The following is a 24,694-nucleotide window of genomic DNA, read 5'->3' on the forward strand; positions in this document are numbered from 1 at the left end:
CTGGGTTAATTTACTCAATCTGCACAATAACAATTTACCCACAAGGCGGTCGAGAAAAGTGGTGATGAAATATGTATTTTCTGGACTGCTGTTGCTTCTGCTGGCGGGCTGTAGCCAGATGCCGCCTCAGCCAGCACAGAAGGCGCAGAAAGCGCGGATAACGCCGCAGGTAACCCTCAACATGGAGCAACTGTGCAAGGATAATGCTGCCGAGCGATACAGTACAGGCGTCCGGCAGGTTGATGTCAGCCACTTCGAGCAGTTCCAGGGAAGCTACGAGCTTTCGGGGATGACTTCGCGGAATGAACGCTTTATCTGTTCTTTTGACCCGGACGGGCAGTTTTTACATCTTTCTATGCGCTAAATGAGGCTCAGGTGCTACGTGATGGCGCTAATTTCCGCAATTTTCCCTAAACAATCCGGTTTCATACTGTATATCTCGCAGCCAGCGGGTATACTGGCTCCTTCCTTTAAATCCACACGTATCCAGCACGAAATCATATGCAAAAGTTTGATACCAGGACCTTCCAGGGCCTGATCCTGACCTTACAGGATTACTGGGCTCGCCAGGGCTGCACCATTGTTCAACCACTGGACATGGAAGTCGGCGCAGGCACCTCTCATCCCATGACCTGCTTACGCGCGTTGGGCCCGGAGCCGATGGCGACTGCCTACGTGCAGCCTTCTCGTCGTCCGACCGACGGCCGCTACGGTGAAAACCCGAACCGTTTACAGCACTACTATCAGTTCCAGGTAGTGATTAAACCTTCCCCGGATAACATCCAGGAGCTGTACCTTGGGTCGCTGAAAGAGCTGGGTATGGATCCGACCATCCACGACATTCGTTTCGTGGAAGACAACTGGGAAAACCCAACGCTGGGTGCCTGGGGTCTGGGTTGGGAAGTGTGGCTGAATGGTATGGAAGTCACGCAGTTCACCTACTTCCAGCAGGTTGGCGGTCTGGAGTGTAAACCGGTAACCGGCGAGATCACCTACGGTCTGGAGCGCCTGGCGATGTACATTCAGGGCGTAGACAGCGTTTACGACCTGGTCTGGAGCGACGGCCCGCTGGGTAAAACCACCTACGGCGACGTGTTCCATCAGAACGAAGTCGAGCAATCGACTTACAACTTCGAATACGCGGACGTTGACTTCCTGTTCTCCTGCTTCGAGCAGTACGAGAAAGAAGCCCAGCAGCTGCTGGCGCTGGAAAACCCGCTGCCGCTGCCTGCCTACGAGCGTATTCTGAAAGCCGCCCATAGCTTTAACCTGCTGGACGCCCGCAAAGCCATCTCCGTGACTGAACGTCAGCGCTACATTCTGCGTATTCGTACCCTGACCAAAGCCGTTGCAGAAGCTTACTATGCGTCCCGTGAAGCCCTTGGCTTCCCGATGTGCAACAAGAATAAATAAGAGGCGGCCATGTCTGAAAAAACTTTCCTGGTGGAAATCGGCACTGAAGAGCTGCCACCAAAAGCACTGCGCAGCCTGGCTGAATCCTTTGCTGCGAACGTGACCGCAGAGCTGGATAACGCTGGCCTCGCGCACGGTAAAGTTGAATGGTTTGCTGCCCCGCGCCGTCTGGCGCTGAAAGTGGCGAATCTGGCGGCTGCGCAAGCAGATCGCGAAGTCGAAAAACGCGGCCCGGCGATTGCCCAGGCGTTCGACGCGGAAGGTAAACCAAGCAAGGCAGCCGAAGGTTGGGCGCGCGGCTGCGGTATCACCGTCGATCAGGCTGAACGTCTGTTGACCGATAAAGGCGAATGGCTGCTGTATCGCGCGCACGTGAAGGGCGAAAGCACCGAAGCGCTGCTGCCGAACATGATTGCCGCCTCGCTGGCAAAACTGCCAATTCCTAAGCTGATGCGCTGGGGCGCGTCTGACGTACACTTCGTGCGTCCGGTTCACACCGTGACTCTGCTACTGGGTGACAAAGTCATTCCGGCAACCATCCTGGGAGTGCAGTCCGATCGTATCATTCGCGGTCACCGCTTTATGGGCGAGCCGGAGTTCACCATCGACAATGCCGATCAGTACCCACAGATCCTGCTGGAGCGCGGTAAAGTCATTGCCGATTACGAACAACGTAAAGCCAAAATCAAAGCTGACGCGGAAGAAGCGGCGCGCAAGATTGGCGGTAATGCCGACCTGAGCGAAAGCCTGCTGGAAGAAGTTACCTCACTGGTGGAATGGCCGGTGGTACTGACGGCGAAGTTCGAAGAGAAATTCCTTGCGGTACCGGCTGAAGCGCTGGTTTACACCATGAAGGGCGACCAGAAGTACTTCCCGGTTTACGCGAACGACGGCAAACTGCTGCCGAACTTCATCTTCGTGGCGAATATCGAGTCGAAAGATCCGATTCAGATTATTTCCGGTAACGAGAAGGTTGTGCGCCCACGTCTGGCGGATGCCGAATTCTTCTTTAATACAGACCGTAAAAAACGCCTGGAAGACCATCTGCCGCGTCTGCAAACCGTGCTGTTCCAGCAACAACTGGGCACGCTGCGCGACAAGACCGACCGTATTCAGGCGCTGGCGGGCTGGATCGCCGAGCAGATTGGCGCTGATGTGAACCACGCTACCCGCGCGGGCCTGTTGTCTAAGTGCGACCTGATGACCAATATGGTCTTCGAGTTCACCGACACCCAGGGCGTGATGGGCATGCACTACGCGCGTCATGACGGCGAAGCGGAAGATGTGGCTGTCGCGCTGAACGAGCAGTATCAGCCGCGCTTTGCCGGTGATGACCTGCCGTCCAACCCGGTTGCCTGTGCGGTCGCGATTGCTGATAAGATGGACACCCTGGCGGGTATCTTTGGTATCGGTCAGCATCCGAAAGGCGATAAAGACCCGTTTGCGCTGCGTCGTGCCGCTCTGGGCGTGCTGCGTATTATCGTCGAGAAGAACCTGAATCTGGATCTGCAAACGCTGACTGAAGAAGCGGTGCGTCTGTACGGTGACAAGTTGACCAACGCGAACGTGGTGGATGACGTCATCGACTTTATGCTGGGCCGTTTCCGCGCCTGGTATCAGGACGAAGGTTACACGGTCGACACCATTCAGGCAGTGCTGGCGCGCCGTCCGACCCGTCCGGCAGACTTTGATGCGCGTATGAAGGCGGTTTCGCACTTCCGTACCCTCGAAGAGTCTGCTGCGCTGGCGGCAGCGAACAAGCGAGTCTCCAACATTCTGGCGAAATCAGACGTAACGCTGAACGATATCGTTCATGCTTCCGTACTGAAAGACGCGGCAGAAATTAAGCTGGCAGGCCATTTAGTCGTGCTGCGCGATAAACTGCAACCGTACTTCGCCGAGGGCCGTTATCAGGAAGCTCTGATTGAGCTGGCCTCTCTGCGTGAACCGGTAGATGAATTCTTCGAGAACGTTATGGTTAACGCTGAAGATCAGAACGTGCGCGTAAACCGCCTGACGCTGCTGTCTAAGCTGCGCGATCTGTTCCTGCAGGTAGCGGATATTTCTCTGCTGCAGTAAGCGTATCGTTAATAATAAAAGACCTGCCTCTGGGCAGGTTTTTTTTATGTCTGAAATATAAATAAGTGAACCGTTAATAATTCTCTAATTAATGCTTTTGTTAATTTCATTCAGCAGTAGAGAATTTTTTAGGAATATATCAACGCCGTCTTGTTGGATATTTACGGTAGAATACTTGCGGGTGCTTGAGACTGTTTGTCTCAGGTATTCTGCAGGAGACAGACAGAGAAAAGCCCCACCTGATGGTAATCAAAGTGAGGCTCCCCTATGCATCAACACCATAAGAGTAGCCTCTTACCTGTTGAAAATCAACACTGGAGGCGAGGAATGCCGTAAAAGTATCTGTTGTTTGGCTTAATAGTGATTTGCTTCACTGTTTTATTATTTACCTGGATGGTACGTGACTCACTATGTGAATTACAGCTTAGACAGGGAAATATTGAGCTGGTGGCATTCTTAGCCTGTGAAATTAAACAGTAAGAGTGTCTGGTGGGGAGTTATCCCCACCATTCTTTTGGTGTTAAGTATTCTCAATGCACCCTTTCATTTTTCATCAAATAAATGTTTTGCCTCCTGATATCAGGAGGCCTTTTTCCCCCTGTCTGTCTACCTGTTGAAAAAACAGGCTTGAAATCCCTGCCGCGATGTGGCTATCCTATGTCCCGACGAATCCCTCGTCTTACTGGAGAGCACGCAACAAATGAACAAACACGACTGATGAATTTCGCTCCTTGCTTAGCGCTATTTGCGGGCAGGGGAGGTATTAATTTCATTCAGGAGTGCTTATGGCTCATTGTGCCCAGTCCCCTTGTTTTATCTTGCATCAGGTCACCTGTCAGTTTGCGACAGGAGATACGCTTTTTGGTCCGCTGAATTTATCGCTCGAAGGCTCCCTCTGTGGCCTGGTTGGGCGCAATGGCGTCGGAAAAACCAGGCTTCTGCGTTTGCTGGCGGGGGTTGACTCACCGTCTGGCGGAAGTATCGAGCGTATTGCTTCAGTTAGCTACGTGTCGCAGCAGCATGCGATGAGCCCAAATACTACGCTGGCTGAGTTATTAGGCCTTGAATCCGTTTTCACCGCGCTGGCTCGCCTGAATCGAGGTGAAGGACGTGCTGACGATCTTGAACATCTTGATGGTTTTTGGGATCTTCCGGATCGCCTGAGTGCAGGATTTATGGATGCTGGTTTAGGTAAATTCTCCCCTAAACGATCGGCCTCTTCGCTGAGCGGTGGTGAGCGCGTGAAAGCGCTGTTATGCAGAGCATTTCTCAGTGGTGCGGACTATTTGCTGCTTGATGAACCCACCAACCATCTGGACCGACAGGGCCGCGAGTGGCTGTATCAGCAGCTTGAACGCTGGCGTGGCGGGGCACTGATTGCCAGCCATGACCGGGAATTGTTGGCCAGAATGCCGCGCATCCTTGAGCTGACGCCTGCGGCTCTGCGCTGCTATGGCGGAAACTACGCGGATTATCAGCAGCAGCGTGAGCTGGAACAACAGGCGGCTCGTGCCGCGCTGGAATATGCCGCTACTGAGCGAAGACGTACCCGCGCACGTATGCAAAAAGAGCATGATGCCTGCCAGCGGCGTTCTGCGCAGACGTTACGGACTATCGACACGCTAAATATCGCCTCATTCGAACGGGTGGCTTACAAAGGGGCGGCGAAAGAGCGCCCCGGCACCCTTAAGCGCCAGCATCGTGAACAAAATAACGTGCTCAACAATGCGGTAGTACAGGCGCGTGAGCGGGTAGAGGAGGACAGTTCGGTGATGTTTACTTTGCCCGGTAGCCAGGTTGCTGCGGGAAAACAGGTGCTGGAGCTGGAAGCGTTGCAGTTGGCGCATGCGCATATGCTGCCGCTGAGCTGGCGGCTTGATGGGCCGATGCGGGTGGCGCTGCGTGGCCCCAATGGTTGCGGTAAGACGACGCTGCTTAAAACGCTGCTGGGGCTGGAACCTGCTCAGTCAGGAGTCAGTCGCTTATCGGTTCACGCAGCGTATTTAGATCAGCACCTGAGCCAGTTAGATTTGTCGCTATCGGTGATGATGCATCTGAATCTCGGCGATACGCCATTAGAAGAAGGGGCACTACGCAGCCAATTGGCGCATTTACAGCTGGGGGCGGAAAAAGTCCATCTACCATTATCGGCCTTAAGCGGAGGAGAGCGGCTGAAGGCGGCACTGGCTTGTATGCTCTGGCGGCGAAAAGCTACGCAACTACTGCTACTTGATGAACCCACGAATCATCTCGACCTGGCGTCCACTCAGGCGATTGAAAAAGCGCTAGAACAGTTTCCCGGCGCGATGTTGATTGTGTCGCATGATGAAGCTTTTCTACAGGCGCTGAATCTGACCCACTTTCTTGAGTGGCGGGAAAGCGGCTGGTTTGCTGGCATGTATTGAATAGAGATAGATGGATTCTCGATTGAGCAAATTATTTTTTGAGAATCCATTTATATTAGTCTTATAGAAATGGTGGTTATTATTGCCGTTCATGTCGCATCCGGCATAAAAGGCCTATATGAATAACCTGATTTTGAAATTCATCGTTTTCTATCAGCGTGTTATCTCTCCCCGTAAAGGATATCGCTGTGCTTATGGCGTTCTGCATCATACGCAAGGATGCTCGGGGGCGGTCAAAGAGATTATCCAACAGAAAGGTGTGATTGGCGGTTGGGGAGAGATTCGTCAGCGTTTCAGTGACTGTCGGCTTGCGGCTGAAAATTTGCAAAAACAAAAGCCTAAAGACGATCCGAAACGTAAAAAGGAGTGTGATGATTGTGGCCTTTCGGGCTGTGATGGCCAGTGTTGCACTTATCTGCCGGATTCATTACCGAAAATCCCTCTGCCAGATTTGGAGTGTCCCTGTGACTGCTCTTCCCTGCGTTTTAAAGGTTATCGCAGATAAAAAAAATCCCCGCCGTTTGGCAGGGACTTGAAATTTTGAGCTTTTTAAGCTTACAGGCTGTTTACGTTACCAGCTGCCGGGCCTTTAGCGCCGCTTTCGATGGTGAAGGAAACTTTCTGACCTTCATCCAGAGATTTGTAGCCTTCGTTCTGGATAGCAGAGAAGTGTACGAACACGTCTTTAGAACCATCGTCAGGAGTGATGAAGCCGAAACCTTTGTCAGCGTTGAACCATTTTACGATACCAGTCATTTTACCGGACATAGCGAATTACCTTTAAAAAATAAATGAGCCTTTCGGCGTTACGGTCTGGACTACAGATTTGAAGCGATAAAGGGAAAGTTCACTACCGGGGTATCAACGATAACCTTTGAAGGACTGCTCTATTCGAATACTCTGTGGTCTTTAAATCAAACCTGCGAGCATTAACGCATTTTCGCGCCGTGATAGCAAACTTTTTTTTCACTGGCTTAAAAACGGTCCTTAACAGGACCGTCAGCCTGAACGAAGTATAGCCTAAATTGTTAGTCGATGATCTGTCTTGAAAGCTGTGGGTTCGCCTGAATAAGGCGCATTAATTTCATCTCGGTGGAAGAGGGTTTCAGGCGTCTCGATTCCCACTCTTGTACCATTGCTATGCTGACGCCCATGGCATTAGCGAAATCATCTATCTTGAGCCCGGTACCTTTGCGTAGCTGTTCAAATTCGCTGAATGTGGCGGACTTGCGCGTCAGGGTTGCCGCCTGTGCTTGATCTTTAAAAATAATCTGTTCCAGGTTGCTCATTAATTCAAATACAGGATCTTTATATTCCATTGAGAGCTCCTCTCTTTCATACAGCGGAGGTTGAAATTTGTAGAGCCTCTTAAGAATAGTCGCAAAAAAGATCTAAGAATGATCACGTAGGTGATTATTTGCCGACGCGGTTTCTTCTGATGGGTCATGGTCTGGGTAAGATGATGATTAATAATGGCGCCAGCCTGTTTAGAAAATTATTGTAAACAATTAAGAAGAAAAGCAGAAAAGGCCAGCGCGTTCCCGCTGGCCTTATGGATTACGCCTTTTGCAGCTTATCGACTTCACTCTGTGGGGCCGTGGATTGTCGTTGGCTCAGTTTGTATTTCGCCAACAGTGCGATGGCGGACAAGAACGCCGGGATGGCCAATAGAGTAAAAATAGTCTCGAATGATAGCTGAGCTTCCATTAGGAATACGCCGCTAAATGCGCCAAGAATGCCGCCAAAGCGCCCAATGCCCAGCATCCAGGCAACGCCAGTCGCGCGGCCTTGTGTTGGATAGAATCCAGCAGCTAACGCAGGCATCGACGATTGTGCGCCGTTCATAATACTACCCGCGATAAACACCATCACACCCATCAACAGCAGGCTGCTGGTTGAGAAACCGACCAGACAAACGAATACTCCGGTCAGCAGCCAACCTACGGCGACGACCTTGTTCGGGTTGATCTTATCCATCAATGCGCCGAGGATGAGCACGCCAATGCCGCCACCCAGCGGGAACAACGCGGTAATAATCGAGGCCTGGCTCATGGTTGCGCCGGTTTCGCGAATTAACAGCGGCAGCCAACTGGTCAGTAAATAGAAAATCAGCAGGCCCATGAAGTAGGTCAGGCAGAGCATTACGGTCCCCACGGCATAGCGTGGTGAGAAAATCACTCCAATGGCCGATTTCTCTTTTACCTGGCCCGCTTCGTGTAGTTCAAACTCGGCCTGTTCGGGGATGGGGGCAATACGGCGCAGGATAGCGGCGATACGCTGAGCAGGTTGCTGCTTGACCACCATATATCGCGCTGATTCGGGTAAGAGAAACATCAGCACTACCGCTAACAGCAGCGGCATCACGCCACCAAGCACCAGCACGCTTTGCCAGCCGTAGTGAGGGATCATCCAGGCGGAGAGGAAACCTCCCAGCGATGAGCCCATCGGAAAGCCGACAAACATCAGGTTAACCATCAGCGCCCGACGGCGCTCGGGGGCATATTCGCTCATCAGCGTCGCGGCGTTTGGCATGGCGGCACCCAGACCAAGACCGGTCAGAAAACGCAGTAGCGTCAATTGATTGAGGCTGGTAGCAAAGGCGGTTAGCAGACTGAAACTACCGAAAACCACGATTGACATAATCAGCACTTTCTTACGCCCAACGCGGTCGGCTAGCGGTCCGGCTGTCAGCGCGCCGACGGCAAGCCCCACTAATGCGGCGCTCATCACCGGGCCTAACGCTGACTTTTCGACCCCCCATTCCTGTACAAGGTCGGAGGCAATAAAGCCGATTATCGCGGTATCGAACCCGTCCATAGCGACGGTGATAAAACATAAGGCCAGAATCATCCACTGGTATTTCGTGAAGGGATGTTCATTGATAAAAGCCTGAATATCGATGGTTGTTTTCTTCATGCGGCATTCCTGGCAGGCAGAGCGGGGGACAGCAATAGATTATTATTATCTCCCTCGCGGGCGTTGATGTTGTTTGTGCGATTATCGAACGAAATGTCGTTAATCGCTCATTTAATAAAATCATCGAACGGCATTTCAGGCAATGCAGGCTAGTTGGGAAGCGTGCGATTATCGTCCGCTTTGCTGATATAAAAGCAAAGATACGCAATAAATTTAAATAAAATCAGTTTGTTAATTCGATCTTAGCCTGGGCCAGGGATGGCGGTAATTGTGATGCACTTAACAGACGATATTATTGCGCGCTAAAACAGCGATAATCGGCATTTTAAGGAGGAAGATTGTCAGGAAAAGGTATCCTGCAAGGCCGACCTGGACTATCCTTGTCAGCGTCTGGCACGTGTGTGTCTGTTTGCGCTTTTTTTGGCTGAAAGGAGTAAAAAAATGGCGACAGGAAAGTCCTGCTCTCGCTGGTTTGCGGCTATTGCAGCCCTGTTAATGGTGGTTAGCCTGAGTGGATGTTTTGATAAAGAAGGCGATCAGCGCAAAGCGTTCATCGACTTCCTGCAAAATACGGCAATGCGTAGCGGCGAACGTCTGCCAACGCTGACCGCCGATCAGAAAAAACAGTTCGGGCCTTTCGTCTCCGATTATGCGGTGATTTATGGCTATTCACAGCAAGTGAGCCAGGCGATGGATGCCGGTCTGCGTCCGGTGGTTGATAGCGTAAATGCGATTCGTGTCCCGCAGGATTATATGACTCAGCGTGAACCGCTACGTCAGGCAAACGGCGCTTTAGGTGTATTAAGCCAACAGCTGGAAAACGCAAAAATGCAGGCGGACGCTGCCCATGGCGCGTTGAAACAGGGTGACGATCTCAAGCCGGTCTTTGACCAGGTTTATAACAAAGTGGTGACCGCACCGGCGAATGCGCTACAGCCGCTAATTCCAGCCGCGCAGGTATTTACCCAGCAGCTGGTGCAGGTGGGCGATTTTGTTGCTCAGCAGGAAGCACAGGTGAGCTTCGTGGCGAACGGTATTCAGTTCCCGACTTCACAGCAGGCCAGTCAGTATAATACGCTGATTGGGCCGCTGGCCGCTCAGCACCAGGCCTTTAACCAGGCATGGACTGCGGCAGTTAACGCAACCCGTTAACGGTTCTGACAACCCGGGCACGGCTTGACCCTGGCCCGGGTTTTCTTTTCTCACTTCACCTGCGGATTCACGCAGTTCTTCTCGACTTTGCCGTTCAGGGCATCAATCAGATTATCCACTGCGCAGGCCGCCATGTTATAGCGAGTCTCATGCGTTGCTGAGCCAATATGCGGCACCGCGACGACGTTTGGCAGGCTTAATAGTGGGGAATCTTTCGCCAGCGGCTCTTGTTCAAACACATCCAGCCCGGCGGCATAAATTTCACCTTCCTGCAGGGCGGTAATCAGCGCTTTCTCGTCAACCACCGGACCGCGTCCGGCGTTGATAAAGATGGCGGAAGATTTCATTTTGGCAAACTGTTCTTTACCAAACAGGTGATGGGTTTCTTCGGTCAACGGCAGGATCAGGCAGACAAAATCCGCTTCCTGTAACAGGGTGTCGAGATCGCAATAGCGGGCGTTGAAGCGCTCTTCCGCCTGCGGGTGCTGGCGGCGAGCGTTATAGAGAATCGGCATGCCGAAGCCCGCATGCGCACGTTGGGCGAGCGCCATCCCGATACGACCCATGCCGACGATCCCGAGGGTTTTGTGATGCACATCGTTGCCAAACCAGTCCGGACCGATGCTTTTGGTCCACTCTCCAGCCTTCACGCGGTTGGCAACTTCAACCACCCGACGTGCGGTGCTTAACACCAGCGCCATTACGGTATCGGCGACGGTTTCGGTCAGCACGGTCGGGGTGTGCATCAACAGCACCTTATGGGCATTCAGCGCATCGACGTCGAAGTTGTCGTAGCCGACGGAGATGGTTGAGGTCGCACGAAGCTTCGGCATTTTCTCCAGTAACGCGGTATCGACTTTTTCGCTGGAACCCAGCAGACCTACCGCTTCAGCGAACGCCGAGGCGTGCTGCGAAACGGTCTCCGGACTCAGGTTTTTGACCTGAGTGACGGTAAAGTGTTGTTCCAGACGCTGTTGCAGGTCGTCGGGAAGCGTTTTGTAGAGAATAACTGACGGCTTCATGCGGATCTCCGTTGTGTTAAGGGTTCAGGCGTGACGTGCGCCAAGCGGAAGTTTTTGATTGTTAGCAGGCTTAACAATCAGAGTAAGCCATACCGAGGCGAAAAGCGCCACTCCCATAAAAATGTACGATGCTGACGGGCTGCCGGTGGTGCCGTTAAGATAGCCCACAAACCATGAACCGAAGAAGGAACCGAGCGCCCCCATGCTGTTGATCAGCGCCATCGCGCCGCCAGCAACGTTGCGCGGCAGCATCTCAGGGATGATGGCGAAGAAAGGCCCGTACGGGGCATACATCGCCGCACCGGCAATAACCAGCAGAATATAAGACACCCAGAAATGATCGCTGCCAACGGCCCAGGACCCCATAAAAGCAAAGGCGGCAATCAGCAACAGCGGCCAGACGAACAGCTTACGGTTCTGCATTTTATCGGATGCCCACGAGACAACGATCATCGCGATAGTCGCTGCCAGGTAAGGAACGGATGAGAGCCAGCCAACCTCGACCATACCCATATTTTCGCCGCCGCTGCGGATAATCGACGGCAGCCACAGAACGAAGCCGTAAACCCCGATGCTCCAGGCAAAGTACTGCATGCACAGCAGAACAACGTTGCGTGAGCGGAAGGCTTCTTTGTAGTTCCGTACGGCTTTAATACCCTGCTGTTCGCGTTCCAGTTGCTCTTGTAGCGCGGCTTTCTCGCTTTCGGCCAGCCAGTTCACCTGGGATGGTTTATCCTTCACCAGCACCCACCAGCAGAAAGCCCAAAGGATCGCCGGGACACCTTCGATGATAAACATTTCACGCCAGCCTAAGGCCTGAATCAGATAGCCGGAAACCACCGACATCCACAGTACCGTGACCGGATTGCCGAGGATCAGGAAGGTATTGGCCCGCGAACGTTCAGATTTAGTAAACCAGTTGCTGATGTAAATTAGCATCGCCGGCATCACCGCCGCCTCAACGACGCCAAGAATAAAGCGGATCGCCGCCAGCGCGGGAATGTTGTGCACCATCCCGGTCAGCGAGGCACAGCCGCCCCACAGAATCAGGCAGATAAAAATCAGTTTGCGCACGCTGCGGCGTTCCGCATAAATGGCGCCGGGGATCTGGAAGAAGAAGTAGCCAAGGAAGAACAGCGCCCCCAGCAGGGAAGAAACCCCCTTGGTAATGCCCAGATCTTCAGTAATTCCCGCCGCCGAAGCGAAGCTAAAGTTGGCGCGGTCGAGGTACGCCAGGCTATACGTGATAAACACGATAGGCATGATGTACCACCAGCGTTTTGTTGCATTCGTCGAGCTTTTCATAGGCTTGCCTCTGTTAGTGAGGTGACATTCATCATCGATAAGGTGCGTTACGCCGCGCTGTATGTAGGGTACAGGACGGCTATGACATTGTGCTGAACCGGATTATTCGCCCAGCGCTTTGCGGGTGGGTAATCCTTCGCTATCCCCTTGGACCTGGATGGCTAGCGAACCAATTTTATTACCGCGTTGTACCGCCTGGCGCAGTGGATGGCCTTCCAGCAGGGCGCTAATGACCCCGACGGCAAAACCATCGCCCGCGCCGACGGTATCGACGACGTTATCTACTTTTATCGCCGCTACGGCTCCTTGTTCGCCATCGGCAGTTTTATACCAGGCACCATCAGAACCGGTCTTAATTACCACCGTGCGCACGCCGCGGGTGAGATAGAAGTCCGCGATGGCTTCCGGTGTCTGCTGACCGGTCAGAATCATCCCTTCTTTTAAGCCGGGCAGAACCCAGTCGGCCTGAAAAGCAAGCTGGTTCAGTTTTTCCACCATCTCGGCTTCGCTTTTCCACAGCGTCGGACGCAGATTGGGGTCGAATGAGAGAGTTTTTCCCTGAGCCTTCATGGTACGGGCCGCGTGATCCAGCAGGGCGTACGAGCTTTCCGACAGCGCGGCTGCCACGCCGCTTAAATGCAGGTGACGAGCGCTGGCGAAATACGCTTCGTTAAAATCATCCGGCGAAAGATGGCTGGCGGCGGAACCTTTGCGGAAATATTCCACAATGGGATCGGTTCCATTTTCGACTTTAGATTTCAGCTGAAAACCGGTAGCGTAGCGGCCATCTTTGCTTACGCCGCATGCGTCGATACCCTCTTTCGCCAGCGTATTGAGAACGAAACGGCCAAAGCTATCCTCGCCGACGCGGCTCACCCAGCCGACGCTTAAGCCCAGGCGGGCCAGGCCGGTGGCGACGTTCAGCTCCGCACCCGCCACGCGTTTCATAAAATGTTCGACATCAGCCAGTTCACCGGTTTCGGTAGCGACAAACATCGCCATGGCTTCGCCTATGGTGATGACATCTAACGCTTTCTGCATAATTTAATCCTCACGTAGCAGGTTGACGTAGCGGCGGGTCACGGCCGTCAGGTCATGGCCAGTCAGCGGAAATTCGATCCCGCGTGGGGCATCGGCGGGCAGCTTGTCGAGCAGCGCCAGCCAGCGGTCGGACGCTTCGTCCGGCGGTACGGCGCGAAAATGCGAACGATGCGGCTCGGCTGCCTTGACGTGAATATAGCTGACGGCAGGAGCCAGCTGGCGTGCGGCCTCTTCCGGCGAGTCGCCGACCCACAGCCAGTTGCCCATATCAAAGGTCAGGGTGATCGGCAGTTGGTTAACCCGGCAGGCGGCTTTGAAGCGCTGCATCGGCGCCAGGTGGCCGCAGTCGGTTTGATCGTTTTCCACCACCAGTGCCATTCCGCTCTCCTGCAGAATATCGCGCAGGGTTTCGAGGTCGTCATGACGGGTAAAGTGGCCCAATGAGAGCTTCAGCCACAGCGCGTTGAGAGTTTGCGCCTCCTGTAAAAATCCGGCGAGATGCGGGTTGAGCGATCCGTCAACGGCAAACAGGGCTTCTGGCGCGGAGTAACAGGCCAGCAGGCCGCGATGCTCAATGTCAGCGGCCAGTTGTGGCAGGCGATTTAGTTCATCAGCGCTAAACAGTTCGCGGCGAATTTCTACGCCGTCCGCACCGGAACCAGCGATAAACGGCAGTACGGCGGACTGTCCACCCAGCGCCTTAACGTGGTCATTCCCGTACGCGGCGGTTACGACAATAATTTTTCTGGCCATCCCAACACTCCCGGCGATTATCTAATATACCCGTCATACTTCAAGTTGCATGTGTGTTGGCCGCGTTCGTTCACCCCAGTCACTTACCAGAGTAAGCTCCTGGGGATTCGCTCACTTGCCGCCTTCCTGCAACTCGAATTATTTAGGGTATGCGTTGTTTATTACGCTAGATGGTATCGGTTCCAAAGCAAAGGTTAAGATGTTCAATTTATGATCGCCATCACGAAGGATCGTTAGCGGGAGGTGGAGCCTCTGACGATTAGCTCGCCGGAAAACACGCGTTCACAGACCGGGTCATTGCTACCAGCAATCCGGCGCACCACCTGTTCGACGGCGGCGAAGCCAATCTGCCAGGTCGGTTGCTTGAGGGTGGTAATCCCCACGCCCGCCAGCTCGGCCCACTCCAGCTCATCGAAGCCCAGCAGGCCGATATCGCTGCCCCAAATCAGGCCAATGCGCTTAAGAGAGCGCGCAACTTGCAGGGTCAGCGCGCCGTTGGCGGAAATCACCGCCTTGCGCATTCCACGGTGGTGGGAGTGGAAATAGCGCAGGACGTTGTCGAGCATCGCGCCATCGTTGAGCGGGACTTCGGCATTTTCCGCGATGATGCCTGCATGATGCTGGAGCGTGTTGCGAAAGGCGCTCAGGCGCTCGCGGCGAGTGTTCACTGAACCGAGGGGTTCGCTGAGAAACAGCAACGCTTCAAAGCCTTTTTCCACCAGATGTTCGGTGGCGGTGGTGGCGGCCTGGGTATTATCGAGACCGACGACATCACAGGCGAACTCAGGAATTTTGCGGTCGATAAGCACCATCGGCAGCGCCGACTGCTGTAGCCGGTTTAGACCGTCTTCACGCATCCCGACTGCATTGACCACAATCCCCTCCACCTGGTAACTGCGCAGCAGGTCGAGATAGTGCAGTTCCTGGTCCAGTTCGTTATTGGTGTTACACACCAGCAGGGTAAAGCCTTTTTCGCGACAGGCGGCCTCGATGCCGCTGAGCACATTGACGGAGTAGGGGTTGGTGATATCAGCGATGATCAGGCCAATCAGCCGGGTGCGGCCATGCTTCAGGCCGCGGGCCATCAGACTAGGACGGTAATCGAGCTCGGCAATCGCTTTTTCAATTCGCCCTAACAGATCGTCGGAAAGCAGATGCTTTTCGCCGTTCAGATAGCGTGAAATGCTGGTTTTGCCGGTCTTTGCGGCTTTCGCCACATCGCTGATGGTTGCTCGCGCCGCTTTCGCCATGGTGGCTTCCTTTGCTGAAATCTGCACACACCTTAGCGCGAAAATCCGCTATATCAAGCATTTTGCCCGGCGAGTACCGGGCAAAGGGGAGTTACTGCAACGGGCTAAGGGTGATTTCGACGCGACGGTTCTGCGCCTTACCTTCTGCGGTGCTATTGCTGGCGACCGGATTAGCCGGGCCCATGCCGGTGGTGCGGATGCGGTTTGCCGCCACGCTCTGGGTGATCAGCGCGCTGGCGACGCTGTCGGCACGCTGCTGGGAGAGACGCATATTCAGCTCCTGGCTGCCTGTGCTGTCGGTGTAGCCAACGACGTTGACGGCAGTTTTCTCGTACTCTTTCAGTACCATCGCCACCCCTGTCAGGGTATTAGCACCCGCTGGTTTCAGGTTGGCGCTGCTGCTATCAAAGGTCACGTTGCTTGGCATATTCAGCACGATGTTGTCGCCATTTCGCGTCACGCTCACCCCGGTTCCCTGCATTTTCTCGCGCAGTTTCGCTTCCTGCACGTCCATGTAGTAGCCGATGCCACCACCCAACGCTGCCCCTGCCGCCGCGCCGATCAGCGCGCCTTTACCACGGTCATGTTTTGAGGAGGAGAGTGCGCCAATACCCGCGCCGACTAACGAACCGACACCTGCGCCGATGCCGGATTTACCCGCCTCGCGCTCGCCGGTGTAAGGGTTGGTGGTACAGCCTGAGATGACCAGTGTGCCGCTAACGATAGCCGCAATCATGAGTACGCGTTTTTTCATCTTATTCCTTAATCCTTTTTATTCTTTGCCACAGCGACCGTGACGGTTGATTATGACGCCCGAAGACGGAGAAAATTCCACAAAGAGCATCTCAATTTGTAAATAACATTGAACGGCCGAATAACAGGCCGTCATCACACCTGCTATCGCTGACCGGGAGCCTGCTTTGCCAACCTCATCTGCCACCAAAACCATCCTTACCGCAGCCCACTGGGGACCCATGCTGGTCGAAACCGATGGCGAAAATGTCATCTCATCGCGAGGGGCAATTGACACGCCTTTCGCTAACTCCCTACAAACCGCAGTACGCGACCAGGTGCACAGCAAAACTCGCGTACGTTATCCGATGGTGCGTAAAGGGTTTCTCGCTTCGCCGGAGCGTCCGCAGGGTGTGCGCGGTCAGGATGAGTTCGTGCGGGTGAGCTGGGAACAGGCGCTGGATTTGATTCACGCTCAGCATAGACGTATTCGTGATAGCTATGGCCCGACATCTATCTTCGCTGGCTCCTATGGCTGGCGATCCAATGGCGTATTGCACAAAGCGGCGACGTTGCTTCAGCGCTATATGAGCCTGGCGGGCGGCTATACCGGGCATCTGGGGGATTATTCCACCGGCGCAGCGCAGGCGATCATGCCGTACGTGGTCGGCGGCAATGAGGTTTATCAACAGCAGACCAGCTGGCCTATGGTGCTGGAACATAGCGATGTGGTGGTGCTATGGAGCGCCAACCCGCTGAATACGCTAAAAATTGCCTGGAATGCTTCTGATGAGCAGGGGATCCCGTGGTTTAACCGACTGCGCCAGAGCGGCAAGCGGGTGATCTGCATCGATCCGATGCGATCGGAGACGACGGCATTCTTTGGCGATGCGGCGGAGTGGATCGCCCCGCATATGGGTACTGACGTTGCTTTGATGCTCGGTATCGCCTATACGCTGGTGGAAAACAGCTGGCAGGATGACGAGTTTTTGGCCCGTTGTACCAGCGGCTACGACGTTTTTGCCCGCTATCTGAACGGTGAAAGCGATGGGACGCCAAAAACGGCAGAGTGGGGGGCGGCGATCTGCGGCGTTAGTGCGGATAAAATTCGCGAACTGGCAAAATTATTCCACGAAAACACGACTATGCTGATGTCCGGCTGGGGGATGCAGCGTCAGCAGTTTGGTGAGCAAAAACACTGGATGCTGGTGACGTTGGCGGCGATGCTCGGGCAGATTGGTACCGAGGGCGGGGGCTTTGGCCTTTCCTACCATTTTGCCAACGGCGGCAACCCCACGCGCCGCGCTGCAGTGCTGGCTTCAATGCAGGGCAGCGTGGCGGGCGGCACCGATGCGGTAGAAAAAATTCCGGTCGCCCGCATCGTCGAGGCGCTGGAAAACCCCGGTGCGGCTTATCAGCACAATGGTATGGAGCGCAGCTTCCCGGATATTCGTTTTATCTGGTGGGCGGGCGGCGCTAACTTTACCCATCATCAGGATACCAATCGACTGATTCGCGCCTGGCAGAAGCCGGAGCTTATCGTGATTTCCGAATGCTTCTGGACCGCGGCGGCGCGCCATGCCGATATCGTGTTGCCCGCCACCACCTCCTTTGAACGCAACGATATGACCATGACTGGCGATTACAGCAACCAGCATCTGGTGCCGATGAAGCGGGTGGTCGCGCCGCGCGATGAAGCGCGCGATGATTTCGATGTGTTTGCCGACCTCAGCGAACGCTGGGAAGAGGGCGGTCGTGAGCGCTTTACTGAAGGAAAAAGCGATGTGCAGTGGCTGGAGACGTTCTACCAGATTGCCGCCCAGCGCGGGGCTGCGCAACAGGTGACGCTGCCGCCGTTCGCTCAGTTCTGGCAGGCGAATCAGCTGATTGAGATGCCGGAAAATCCAGAGAACGCACGTTTTGCCCGTTTTTCCGCCTTCAGGGCCGATCCGCAGGCGAATCCGCTGAAGACCGCCAGTGGCAAAATTGAGATTCACTCCTCAACTATCGCCGGTTTTGCTTATCCGGATTGCCCGCCGCATCCCATGTGGCTGGAGCCGGATGAGTGGCACGGCAACGCGCAGGAAGGTCAGCTACAGGTGCTGTCAGCACATCCGGCGCATCGTCTTCACAGCCAGCTCAACCATACCTCGCTGCGCGAGCAGTACGCGGTGGCGGGCCGTGAACCGCTAACGCTTCACCCGCAGGATGCGCAGGCGCGCAATATCGCCGATGGCGATCTGGTTCGGGTGTGGAATTCGCGCGGCCAGGTGCTGGCCGGTGCGGTGGTGACCGACGGCATTCGTCCAGGAGTCATCTGTTTACATGAAGGGGCGTGGCCCGATCTTGACGCCCAGGCGGGTATCTGCAAAAACGGTGCGGTGAACGTCCTGACCAAAGACATTCCGACATCGCGGCTGGGCAACGGCTGCGCCGGAAATACGGCGCTGGCCTGGCTGGAAAAATATACCGGACCCGCGCTTACGCTGACGGCATTTGATCCGCCGACCAATGCATAATCCAGGTCGGATGTTGGGTTTCATCCTGCCATGCGCAGTCTTCAATGCGAAAGCCCTGTGCATGGTAGAAATTCACTGCCCGGACGTTTTTCTGGTATACCTCAAGGCTTAGCCAGTCGTAGTGCTTTTTGACTTCATTGATCAACGCGCTGCCGATGCCCTGTCTGGCGGCATCAGGCGCGACGAACAACGCACCGATAAAACGCGACTCCATCACGCTGATAAAGCCCTTTAGCACGCCGTCCTGCTCCCAACCCCAAGTGCAGGCGGCGGGAAGATACACATCCCGCACTATCGCGATGCTGTCATGCCAGTAGCTCTCGGCGATAAACGGATGCGCATAAATAGTACTTTCCAGCCACAATTCGATTAGCGGGCCAGTATCGTTAGCGTCCCAATTGCGGATCATCCTGACCTCCGGGGTGACAGAAGCAGCCGGTAACATGGTCGTTGACCAGGCCACAGGCCTGCATAAAGGAGTAGCAGATAGTCGAACCGACAAATTTAAAACCCCGCTTTTTCAGCGCTTTCGACAAAGCGTCGGAAGCTGGAGTGGTGGTGGGGATTTCTGCCAGCGTCGCCGCAGCGGTGACCTGAGGATGATTGTCGACGAACGACCAGACAAAATCTGCGAAAGGCTCGCCATTTTTTTCCATCGCCAGAAAAGCACGGGCGTTGCCGATGATGGCCTGAATTTTCCCGCGGTGGCGAATAATACCAGCATCAAGAACCAGGCGTTCAACATCCGCCTCATCCATGGCCGCCACGCGAACCGGGTCGAACTGGTGAAAGGCACGGCGATAGTTTTCACGTTTTTTCAGCACCGTTATCCACGACAGCCCTGCCTGCTGACCCTCAAGGCAAATCATTTCAAACAGCCGGGCAGGGTTCTTTTCCGCGACGCCCCACTCGCTATCGTGGTACTGAATGTATAAAGGATCCTGACTCACCCATCCACAACGTTCCATTTGCCTCTCCCTTTTGTCATAAAAGTTGTCTGTTCACCTTGACGGCTGAAAGATAAAGATAATAGTTAATACAGGGTTATTATTGCCAACACGGGGATAAGACACCCCCCATAAAAAAACACAGCAACCTTGCCGTTTCGGCTCTTTTTGGAGTCGCATTAATGATAATAAAGAAATGCAATGGCCTCCGGGGGTTTATCATCCCGGCGTGCGTATCCGTCTGGGCGTCGTGTGTTGCCGGAGCGAATGCCTGGCAACAGGAATATATCGCTATCGATACAAGAAGTAATACTCCGGAACGCTATACATGGGATAGCGATCACCAACCGCGCTACGAAGATATCCTTGCGGAGCGGATCAATGCGTCCGACGATCCTGCTGGCCTGGCGTTCAACCAGGCGGTATCGCCACCAGATAACGTACATGGCATGAGCGTCGGCTGGAACTTCGCTCTGGCAAACGGTATTACCTCCGGCCCGGTGGCCAGTTTACGCAGTGATCTGACATCGCCTCCTGATTCCCGTAGTGCTACCGGAACTGGCTACGTGAATACGCTGGGCTGGCGGGTCGATTATCAGGAACTGTGGGGGGTTCACCCGTGGGCGCAGGTGAGCTATAACCAGACGCTCTCAGCCGATCCTGTGGGCGCGAATCGCACGCAGGAAGGAGCCTGGCGAGATGTGACCTTCGGTGCGGATATGTCGCTTAACTCCCATCTTGCCGCCTGGGCGGCGCTGTCGCAGGCGGATAATTTACCCACCGGGGCAAACTATCTTTATCTGATGGGGGTGAGCGCCAATTTTTAATTTATCCGCATCATGTATGATGCAATTATTTAACTTATCAATCACAGGAATGAAGCACCTTCCTGCGATAGCAGGTACTAACTTTTTGGAAATTATTTAAGGCGTGAATGTTTTTCAATGTCATTCATTCCGCCTTTAATGCATTTCATTCCGTGATGGCGGCAGCTCATGCCTTTTCCCCCCTGGTTTACCGGGGACTTCGTTATTGTGGCGGCAGTTAATTCTTCAGGACAACTGCTATGAACGCTGCAAACTGTCAATACACTCGCTGGCTTACGCTGCTCGGCACTATCATTACGCAATTCGCGCTGGGATCGGTTTATACATGGAGTTTGTTCAATAGTTCTCTTTCCGCCAAGCTGGATGAGCCGGTGAGCCAGGTGGCGTTCTCATTTGGTCTGTTAAGCCTCGGCCTGGCGCTCTCCTCATCCGTTGCGGGTAAATTACAGGAACGTTTTGGCGTCAAACGCGTCACTATGGCTTCCGGCGTTCTGCTGGGCCTCGGTTTCTTCCTTACCGCTCATTCAAATAGCCTGATGATGCTGTGGCTGAGCGCGGGCCTGCTGGTGGGGCTGGCGGACGGCGCAGGTTATCTGCTGACGCTGTCGAACTGCGTCAAATGGTTTCCGGAACGTAAGGGACTGATTTCGGCCTTCTCTATCGGTTCTTATGGCCTCGGCAGCCTCGGTTTTAAATTTATTGATACCCATCTGCTGGCGACGGTCGGTCTTGAGAAAACCTTTATCATCTGGGGCGCTATTGTGCTGGTGATGATTGTCTTTGGCGCGACGCTGATGACTGATGCACCAAACCATACCGCCACCGCAAGCAATGGCGTTGTTGAAAATGACTTTACTCTTGCCGAATCGATGCGTAAACCGCAGTACTGGATGTTGGCGGTGATGTTCCTGACTGCCTGCATGAGTGGCCTGTACGTGATTGGGGTAGCGAAAGATATTGCTCAGGGGATGGTGCATCTTGATATCACAACGGCAGCAAATGCGGTCACCGTGATTTCCATTGCCAACCTTAGCGGTCGTCTGGTACTGGGTATTCTGTCAGATAAAATCTCGCGTATCCGGGTGATTACCATCGGCCAGGTTGTGTCGCTCATCGGTATGGCCGCGCTGCTGTTCGCACCGCTTAACGCTATCACCTTCTTCGCCGCCATTGCCTGTGTCGCTTTCAATTTCGGCGGGACGATTACCGTATTCCCATCACTGATTAGCGAGTTCTTTGGCCTGAATAACCTGGCGAAAAACTACGGTGTGATTTATCTGGGCTTTGGTATTGGTAGTATTTGTGGTTCGCTGATTGCTTCCCTGTTCGGCGGTTTCTACGTGACCTTCTGCGTTATCTTCGCGCTGCTGATTCTTTCTCTGGCGCTTTCTACCACCATTCGCCAGCCGAAAAGCGAGGTTTACCGCGAGGCCCATGCCTGAAGTGGGGCGTCGTCGTATTCATGATTAATCACCTAAGCAAATAGTGCCTATCCAACCAAATGTTTTGTAAATGTTTGGTTGGATCACATTCCCTCCTGATACTTTTTCCTTCTGCTGTGGTCTACTTAGCGCGCTTTGTAGAGGTTTCTTATAACCAAGCTAAACGCACTTTATTAACCTGCTTACTTATATCGCTTAAGTCGGGCGGTTTTATCTCTTCGTTTTCCAGGTTTTTTGCATGAAATACATTAAAACGATGACGCAGCTGAAGCTCAGTATCTGGCTGGCGCTGTACATCGGCTGGTTTATGAACGCTGCCGTATTCTTCCGTCGCTTCGAAGGTTACGCTCAGGAATTTACCATCTGGAAAGGACTCTCAGGTGCAGTAGAATTGGTAGGGACCGCGCTGGTCACCTTCTTCCTGCTGCGTATTTTGTCGCTATTTGGACGCCGTATCTGGCGCATCCTTGCAACCTTAGTTGTTATATTCTCTGCCGCTGCCAGTTATTACATGACCTTCCTGAACGTTGTGATTGGCTATGGGATTATTGCGTCGGTGATGACGACGGACATCGACTTGTCCAGAGAGGTCATCGGCTGGCATCTGATTCTCTGGCTGGTACTGATGAGCGCGCTGCCGCTGCTGCTTATCTGGAGTAACCGCTGCCGCTTCACGCTGTTACGGCAAATTCGTACGCCTGGTCAGCGGATGAAGAATATTACCATCGTGGTGCTGGCCGGTCTGATGGTCTGGGGACCAATTCGCCTGCTGGAAGTCCGTCAGAAGAACTTTGAACGTAGCTCAGAGGTTGATCTGCCAAGCTACGGCGGGGTGGTGGCCAACTCTTATCTGCCGTCTAACTGGCTTTCGGCGCTAGGGTTGTATGCCTGGGCGCAGGTCGATGAGTCTTCAGATAATAAATCCCTGATTAACCCGGCAAAGAAATTCACCTACGTCGCGCCTGAAGGGCTGGATGACACCTATGTGGTGTTTATCATCGGCGAAACCACCCGCTGGGATCATATGGGCATTCTGGGTTATAACCGGAACACTACGCCGAAGCTGGCGCAGGAGAAAAACCTGGTTGCCTTCCGCGGCTACTCCTGCGATACCGCCACGAAGCTGTCGCTGCGCTGCATGTTTGTGCGTCAGGGCGGGGCGGATGATAATCCACAGCGAACGCTGAAAGAACAAAACGTGTTCGCGGTCCTGCATCAACTTGGCTTTACCGGCGACCTGTATGCGATGCAGAGCGAGATGTGGTTCTACAGCAACACAATGGCTAACAATATTGCCTATCGCGAGCAGATTGGCGCCGAGCCGCGCAACCGCGGTAAGAGCGTTGACGACATGCTACTGGTTGACGAGATGCAGCGCGGGCTGGCGAAGAATCCAAACGGTAAGCATCTGATTATTTTGCATACTAAAGGCTCGCACTTTAACTATACCCAGCGCTATCCGCGCAGTTTTGCCCAATGGCAGCCGGAATGCGTGGGCGTTGATAACAAGTGTTCGAAGGCTGAGCTGATTAATTCGTACGATAACAGCGTGACCTATGTCGATCACTTTATCGTCAGCGTGCTGGACCAACTGCGCGATAAGAAAGCGATTGTTTTCTACGCGGCTGACCACGGTGAGTCCATCAACGAGCGTGAGCACCTGCACGGTACGCCGCGCAAGATGGCGCCGCCGGAGCAGTTCCGTGTGCCGATGCTGGTGTGGATGTCGGATAAGTATCTGGAATCGCCTGACCATGCGGCTTCTTTTGCGCACCTGAAACAGCAGGCTGCAATGAAGGTACCGCGCCGTCACGTTGAGCTGTATGACACCATCATGGGTTGTCTTGGCTACACCTCGCCGGATGGTGGGATTAACCAGTATAACAACTGGTGTCACGTTCCTGACACAGCGGCGAAGAAGAAGGATTAACACAGTGGTGAGATTCTCGCCGCTTAAGTGAATTTTTCATAATAAGGCATTGACGGGTTTGCATCTCAGCAGTAAGATGCGCCCCGCATTCGGTGATTGGCGCAGCCTGGTAGCGCACTTCGTTCGGGACGAAGGGGTCGGAGGTTCGAATCCTCTATCACCGACCAAATTTAAAAAGACTGCTCAACGAGCAGGCTTTTTTGCATCTGTGGCCGAGAGGATGAGAACCTCCGGGGGAAGAGGTTCGACTCGAGCGACGCGAGAGAACGTTGCGTCAGCAACGGCCCGCAGGGCGAGCCACACAGTGGCGAGTCATCCTCTATCACCGACCAAATTTGAAAAGCCTGCTCAACGAGCAGGCTTTTTTGCATCTGTGGCCGAGAGGATGAGAACCTCCGGGGGAAGAGGTTCGACTCGAGCGACGCGAGAGAACGTTGCGTCAGCAACGGCCCACAGGGCGAGCCACGCAGTGGCGAGTCATCCTCTATCACCGACCAAATTTGAAAAGCCTGCTCAACGAGCAGGCTTTTTTGCATTTGTAGCCCCGCTAAATTTCCGGCTACAGGTTCACTGTCGTCTACGGGCCGGTAGCCCGGACAGGTGCGTAGCACCGCCTCCGGGAAAATATGCAGCCTACTAAGAGTGTGAAAAAGCTCGCCCATCCCCATTTCCTGCCGCTTATTCGCTATTTTGTGACATCTTCCATTGTATTTTTTTATATATAGTCCGATCTTTTTTCGCGAAGCTTATGGATAACTTCAGCATTTTCCGCTGTGCGTTTTAACGTTCGCGCTATTTATCGCTCACATATTGGTCACATCGCAAGAAATTTTTACCATTTCCCATAATTGCTTATCACTATATCTCGAAAAATATTAAGGGATTTATTCTGTCTATTAGCCGCTAGCATAAATTTCTCTGCTGGAAATAGGGCTGTGCACTTTTTTTAATCTTTGCCCGC

At 53.8% G+C, this 24,694-nt stretch carries 22 protein-coding genes, 1 tRNA gene and 2 other RNA genes; 14 read left to right on the forward strand and 11 right to left on the reverse strand.

The genetic code is table 11. The annotated features are described in order from the left end of the window. The first annotated feature begins 64 nt into the window (after positions 1 to 64). The 6 genes from DA718_RS01130 (at position 65) to yidD (ending at position 6,402) form a co-directional block, all read left to right on the forward strand. A complete protein-coding gene (locus DA718_RS01130; protein WP_227015973.1) occupies positions 65 to 364 on the forward strand; it encodes a YsaB family lipoprotein in 300 nt (99 codons plus the stop codon). 137 nt (positions 365 to 501) lie between these two features. Next, positions 502 to 1,413 (forward strand): glycine--tRNA ligase subunit alpha, encoded by a 912-nt coding sequence (gene glyQ, locus DA718_RS01135; protein ID WP_004126458.1) that lies wholly within the window; start codon positions 502 to 504, stop codon positions 1,411 to 1,413. Between the two features lie 9 nt (positions 1,414 to 1,422). Next, the gene (gene glyS / locus DA718_RS01140; RefSeq protein WP_112215973.1) at positions 1,423 to 3,492 is read left to right on the forward strand and encodes a glycine--tRNA ligase subunit beta; all 2,070 of its coding nucleotides are present in this window, start codon (positions 1,423 to 1,425) and stop codon (positions 3,490 to 3,492) included. 342 nt (positions 3,493 to 3,834) lie between these two features. After that, positions 3,835 to 3,972: a type I toxin-antitoxin system toxin HokA gene (hokA, locus tag DA718_RS01145; RefSeq protein WP_260611018.1), complete on the forward strand. Its 138-nt coding sequence runs from the start codon at positions 3,835 to 3,837 to the stop codon at positions 3,970 to 3,972. 305 nt (positions 3,973 to 4,277) lie between these two features. Continuing rightward, complete coding sequence (locus tag DA718_RS01150; protein ID WP_112215974.1) at positions 4,278 to 5,897, forward strand: ATP-binding cassette domain-containing protein; 1,620 nt, start codon at positions 4,278 to 4,280, stop codon at positions 5,895 to 5,897. 118 nt (positions 5,898 to 6,015) lie between these two features. After that, the gene (yidD, locus tag DA718_RS01155; protein WP_112215975.1) at positions 6,016 to 6,402 is read left to right on the forward strand and encodes a membrane protein insertion efficiency factor YidD; all 387 of its coding nucleotides are present in this window, start codon (positions 6,016 to 6,018) and stop codon (positions 6,400 to 6,402) included. Between the two features lie 50 nt (positions 6,403 to 6,452). Here the strand turns inward: yidD and cspE are convergent, their stop codons facing one another. The 3 genes from cspE to DA718_RS01170 form a co-directional block, all read right to left on the reverse strand. Next, positions 6,453 to 6,665: a transcription antiterminator/RNA stability regulator CspE gene (gene cspE / locus DA718_RS01160; protein WP_110276250.1), complete on the reverse strand. Its 213-nt coding sequence runs from the start codon at positions 6,663 to 6,665 to the stop codon at positions 6,453 to 6,455. A 260-nt stretch (positions 6,666 to 6,925) separates the two neighbouring features. Then, positions 6,926 to 7,216 (reverse strand): HTH-type transcriptional regulator, encoded by a 291-nt coding sequence (locus tag DA718_RS01165; RefSeq protein ID WP_112215976.1) that lies wholly within the window; start codon positions 7,214 to 7,216, stop codon positions 6,926 to 6,928. Between the two features lie 238 nt (positions 7,217 to 7,454). Then, positions 7,455 to 8,813: an MFS transporter gene (locus tag DA718_RS01170; RefSeq protein ID WP_112215977.1), complete on the reverse strand. Its 1,359-nt coding sequence runs from the start codon at positions 8,811 to 8,813 to the stop codon at positions 7,455 to 7,457. Positions 8,814 to 9,254: 441 nt separating this feature from the next. Between DA718_RS01170 and DA718_RS01175 the strand changes: the two genes are divergently transcribed. Next, positions 9,255 to 9,965, forward strand: a complete 711-nt coding sequence (locus DA718_RS01175) for a DUF3053 domain-containing protein (protein ID WP_110276247.1) — start codon at positions 9,255 to 9,257, stop codon at positions 9,963 to 9,965. Between the two features lie 50 nt (positions 9,966 to 10,015). Here DA718_RS01175 and ghrB read toward each other — a convergent pair whose 3' ends face one another. The 6 genes from ghrB to DA718_RS01205 form a co-directional block, all read right to left on the reverse strand. Then, a complete protein-coding gene (gene ghrB, locus DA718_RS01180) occupies positions 10,016 to 10,987 on the reverse strand; it encodes a glyoxylate/hydroxypyruvate reductase GhrB (protein WP_112215978.1) in 972 nt (323 codons plus the stop codon). Positions 10,988 to 11,011: 24 nt separating this feature from the next. Continuing rightward, entirely contained in the window at positions 11,012 to 12,292 is a 1,281-nt protein-coding gene (locus tag DA718_RS01185) for an MFS transporter (RefSeq protein WP_112215979.1), read from the reverse strand. Between the two features lie 102 nt (positions 12,293 to 12,394). Next, positions 12,395 to 13,333 (reverse strand): sugar kinase, encoded by a 939-nt coding sequence (locus DA718_RS01190; protein WP_112215980.1) that lies wholly within the window; start codon positions 13,331 to 13,333, stop codon positions 12,395 to 12,397. A 3-nt stretch (positions 13,334 to 13,336) separates the two neighbouring features. Then, positions 13,337 to 14,086 carry a sugar phosphate isomerase/epimerase family protein gene (locus DA718_RS01195; RefSeq protein ID WP_112215981.1) on the reverse strand — a complete coding sequence of 250 codons (750 nt, stop codon included), beginning with the start codon at positions 14,084 to 14,086 and terminating at the stop codon, positions 13,337 to 13,339. 233 nt (positions 14,087 to 14,319) lie between these two features. Beyond that, complete coding sequence (locus tag DA718_RS01200; protein WP_112215982.1) at positions 14,320 to 15,336, reverse strand: LacI family DNA-binding transcriptional regulator; 1,017 nt, start codon at positions 15,334 to 15,336, stop codon at positions 14,320 to 14,322. 91 nt (positions 15,337 to 15,427) lie between these two features. Continuing rightward, positions 15,428 to 16,090: an OmpA family lipoprotein gene (locus DA718_RS01205; RefSeq protein ID WP_112215983.1), complete on the reverse strand. Its 663-nt coding sequence runs from the start codon at positions 16,088 to 16,090 to the stop codon at positions 15,428 to 15,430. Positions 16,091 to 16,256: 166 nt separating this feature from the next. Here DA718_RS01205 and DA718_RS01210 point away from each other — a divergent pair, with 166 nt between their 5' ends. After that, positions 16,257 to 18,587, forward strand: a complete 2,331-nt coding sequence (locus DA718_RS01210) for a molybdopterin guanine dinucleotide-containing S/N-oxide reductase (protein ID WP_112215984.1) — start codon at positions 16,257 to 16,259, stop codon at positions 18,585 to 18,587. Here the strand turns inward: DA718_RS01210 and DA718_RS01215 are convergent. Together DA718_RS01215 and tag are read right to left on the reverse strand one after the other, a co-directional pair. Further along, entirely contained in the window at positions 18,550 to 18,996 is a 447-nt protein-coding gene (locus DA718_RS01215) for an N-acetyltransferase (RefSeq protein WP_112215985.1), read from the reverse strand. The genes DA718_RS01210 and DA718_RS01215 overlap by 38 nt on opposite strands. Beyond that, complete coding sequence (gene tag / locus DA718_RS01220; protein WP_112215986.1) at positions 18,974 to 19,555, reverse strand: DNA-3-methyladenine glycosylase I; 582 nt, start codon at positions 19,553 to 19,555, stop codon at positions 18,974 to 18,976. The genes DA718_RS01215 and tag overlap by 23 nt, the downstream gene beginning before the upstream one ends. A gap of 161 nt (positions 19,556 to 19,716) precedes the next feature. On the opposite strand from tag, the gene DA718_RS01225 reads away from it, so the two are divergent. The 6 genes from DA718_RS01225 to DA718_RS01250 all read left to right on the forward strand — a co-directional run bounded on the left by DA718_RS01225 (position 19,717) and on the right by DA718_RS01250 (position 24,230). Further along, on the forward strand, positions 19,717 to 20,361 hold the full coding sequence (locus tag DA718_RS01225; RefSeq protein WP_112215987.1) for an autotransporter outer membrane beta-barrel domain-containing protein: 645 nt from the start codon (positions 19,717 to 19,719) through the stop codon (positions 20,359 to 20,361). A 239-nt stretch (positions 20,362 to 20,600) separates the two neighbouring features. Then, positions 20,601 to 21,803, forward strand: a complete 1,203-nt coding sequence (locus tag DA718_RS01230; RefSeq protein ID WP_112215988.1) for an L-lactate MFS transporter — start codon at positions 20,601 to 20,603, stop codon at positions 21,801 to 21,803. A gap of 238 nt (positions 21,804 to 22,041) precedes the next feature. Beyond that, entirely contained in the window at positions 22,042 to 23,733 is a 1,692-nt protein-coding gene (gene eptB, locus DA718_RS01235) for a kdo(2)-lipid A phosphoethanolamine 7''-transferase (RefSeq protein ID WP_112215989.1), read from the forward strand. Between the two features lie 90 nt (positions 23,734 to 23,823). Further along, positions 23,824 to 23,900: transfer RNA gene (locus DA718_RS01240), tRNA-Pro, on the forward strand. A gap of 32 nt (positions 23,901 to 23,932) precedes the next feature. Then, positions 23,933 to 24,065: non-coding RNA, RtT sRNA (locus tag DA718_RS01245), on the forward strand. A 32-nt stretch (positions 24,066 to 24,097) separates the two neighbouring features. Beyond that, positions 24,098 to 24,230, forward strand: a non-coding RNA gene (locus DA718_RS01250) — RtT sRNA. Positions 24,231 to 24,694: the final 464 nt, after the last annotated feature.

This window comes from Klebsiella huaxiensis (assembly GCF_003261575.2).
Taxonomy (GTDB): Bacteria; Pseudomonadota; Gammaproteobacteria; order Enterobacterales; family Enterobacteriaceae; genus Klebsiella; species Klebsiella huaxiensis.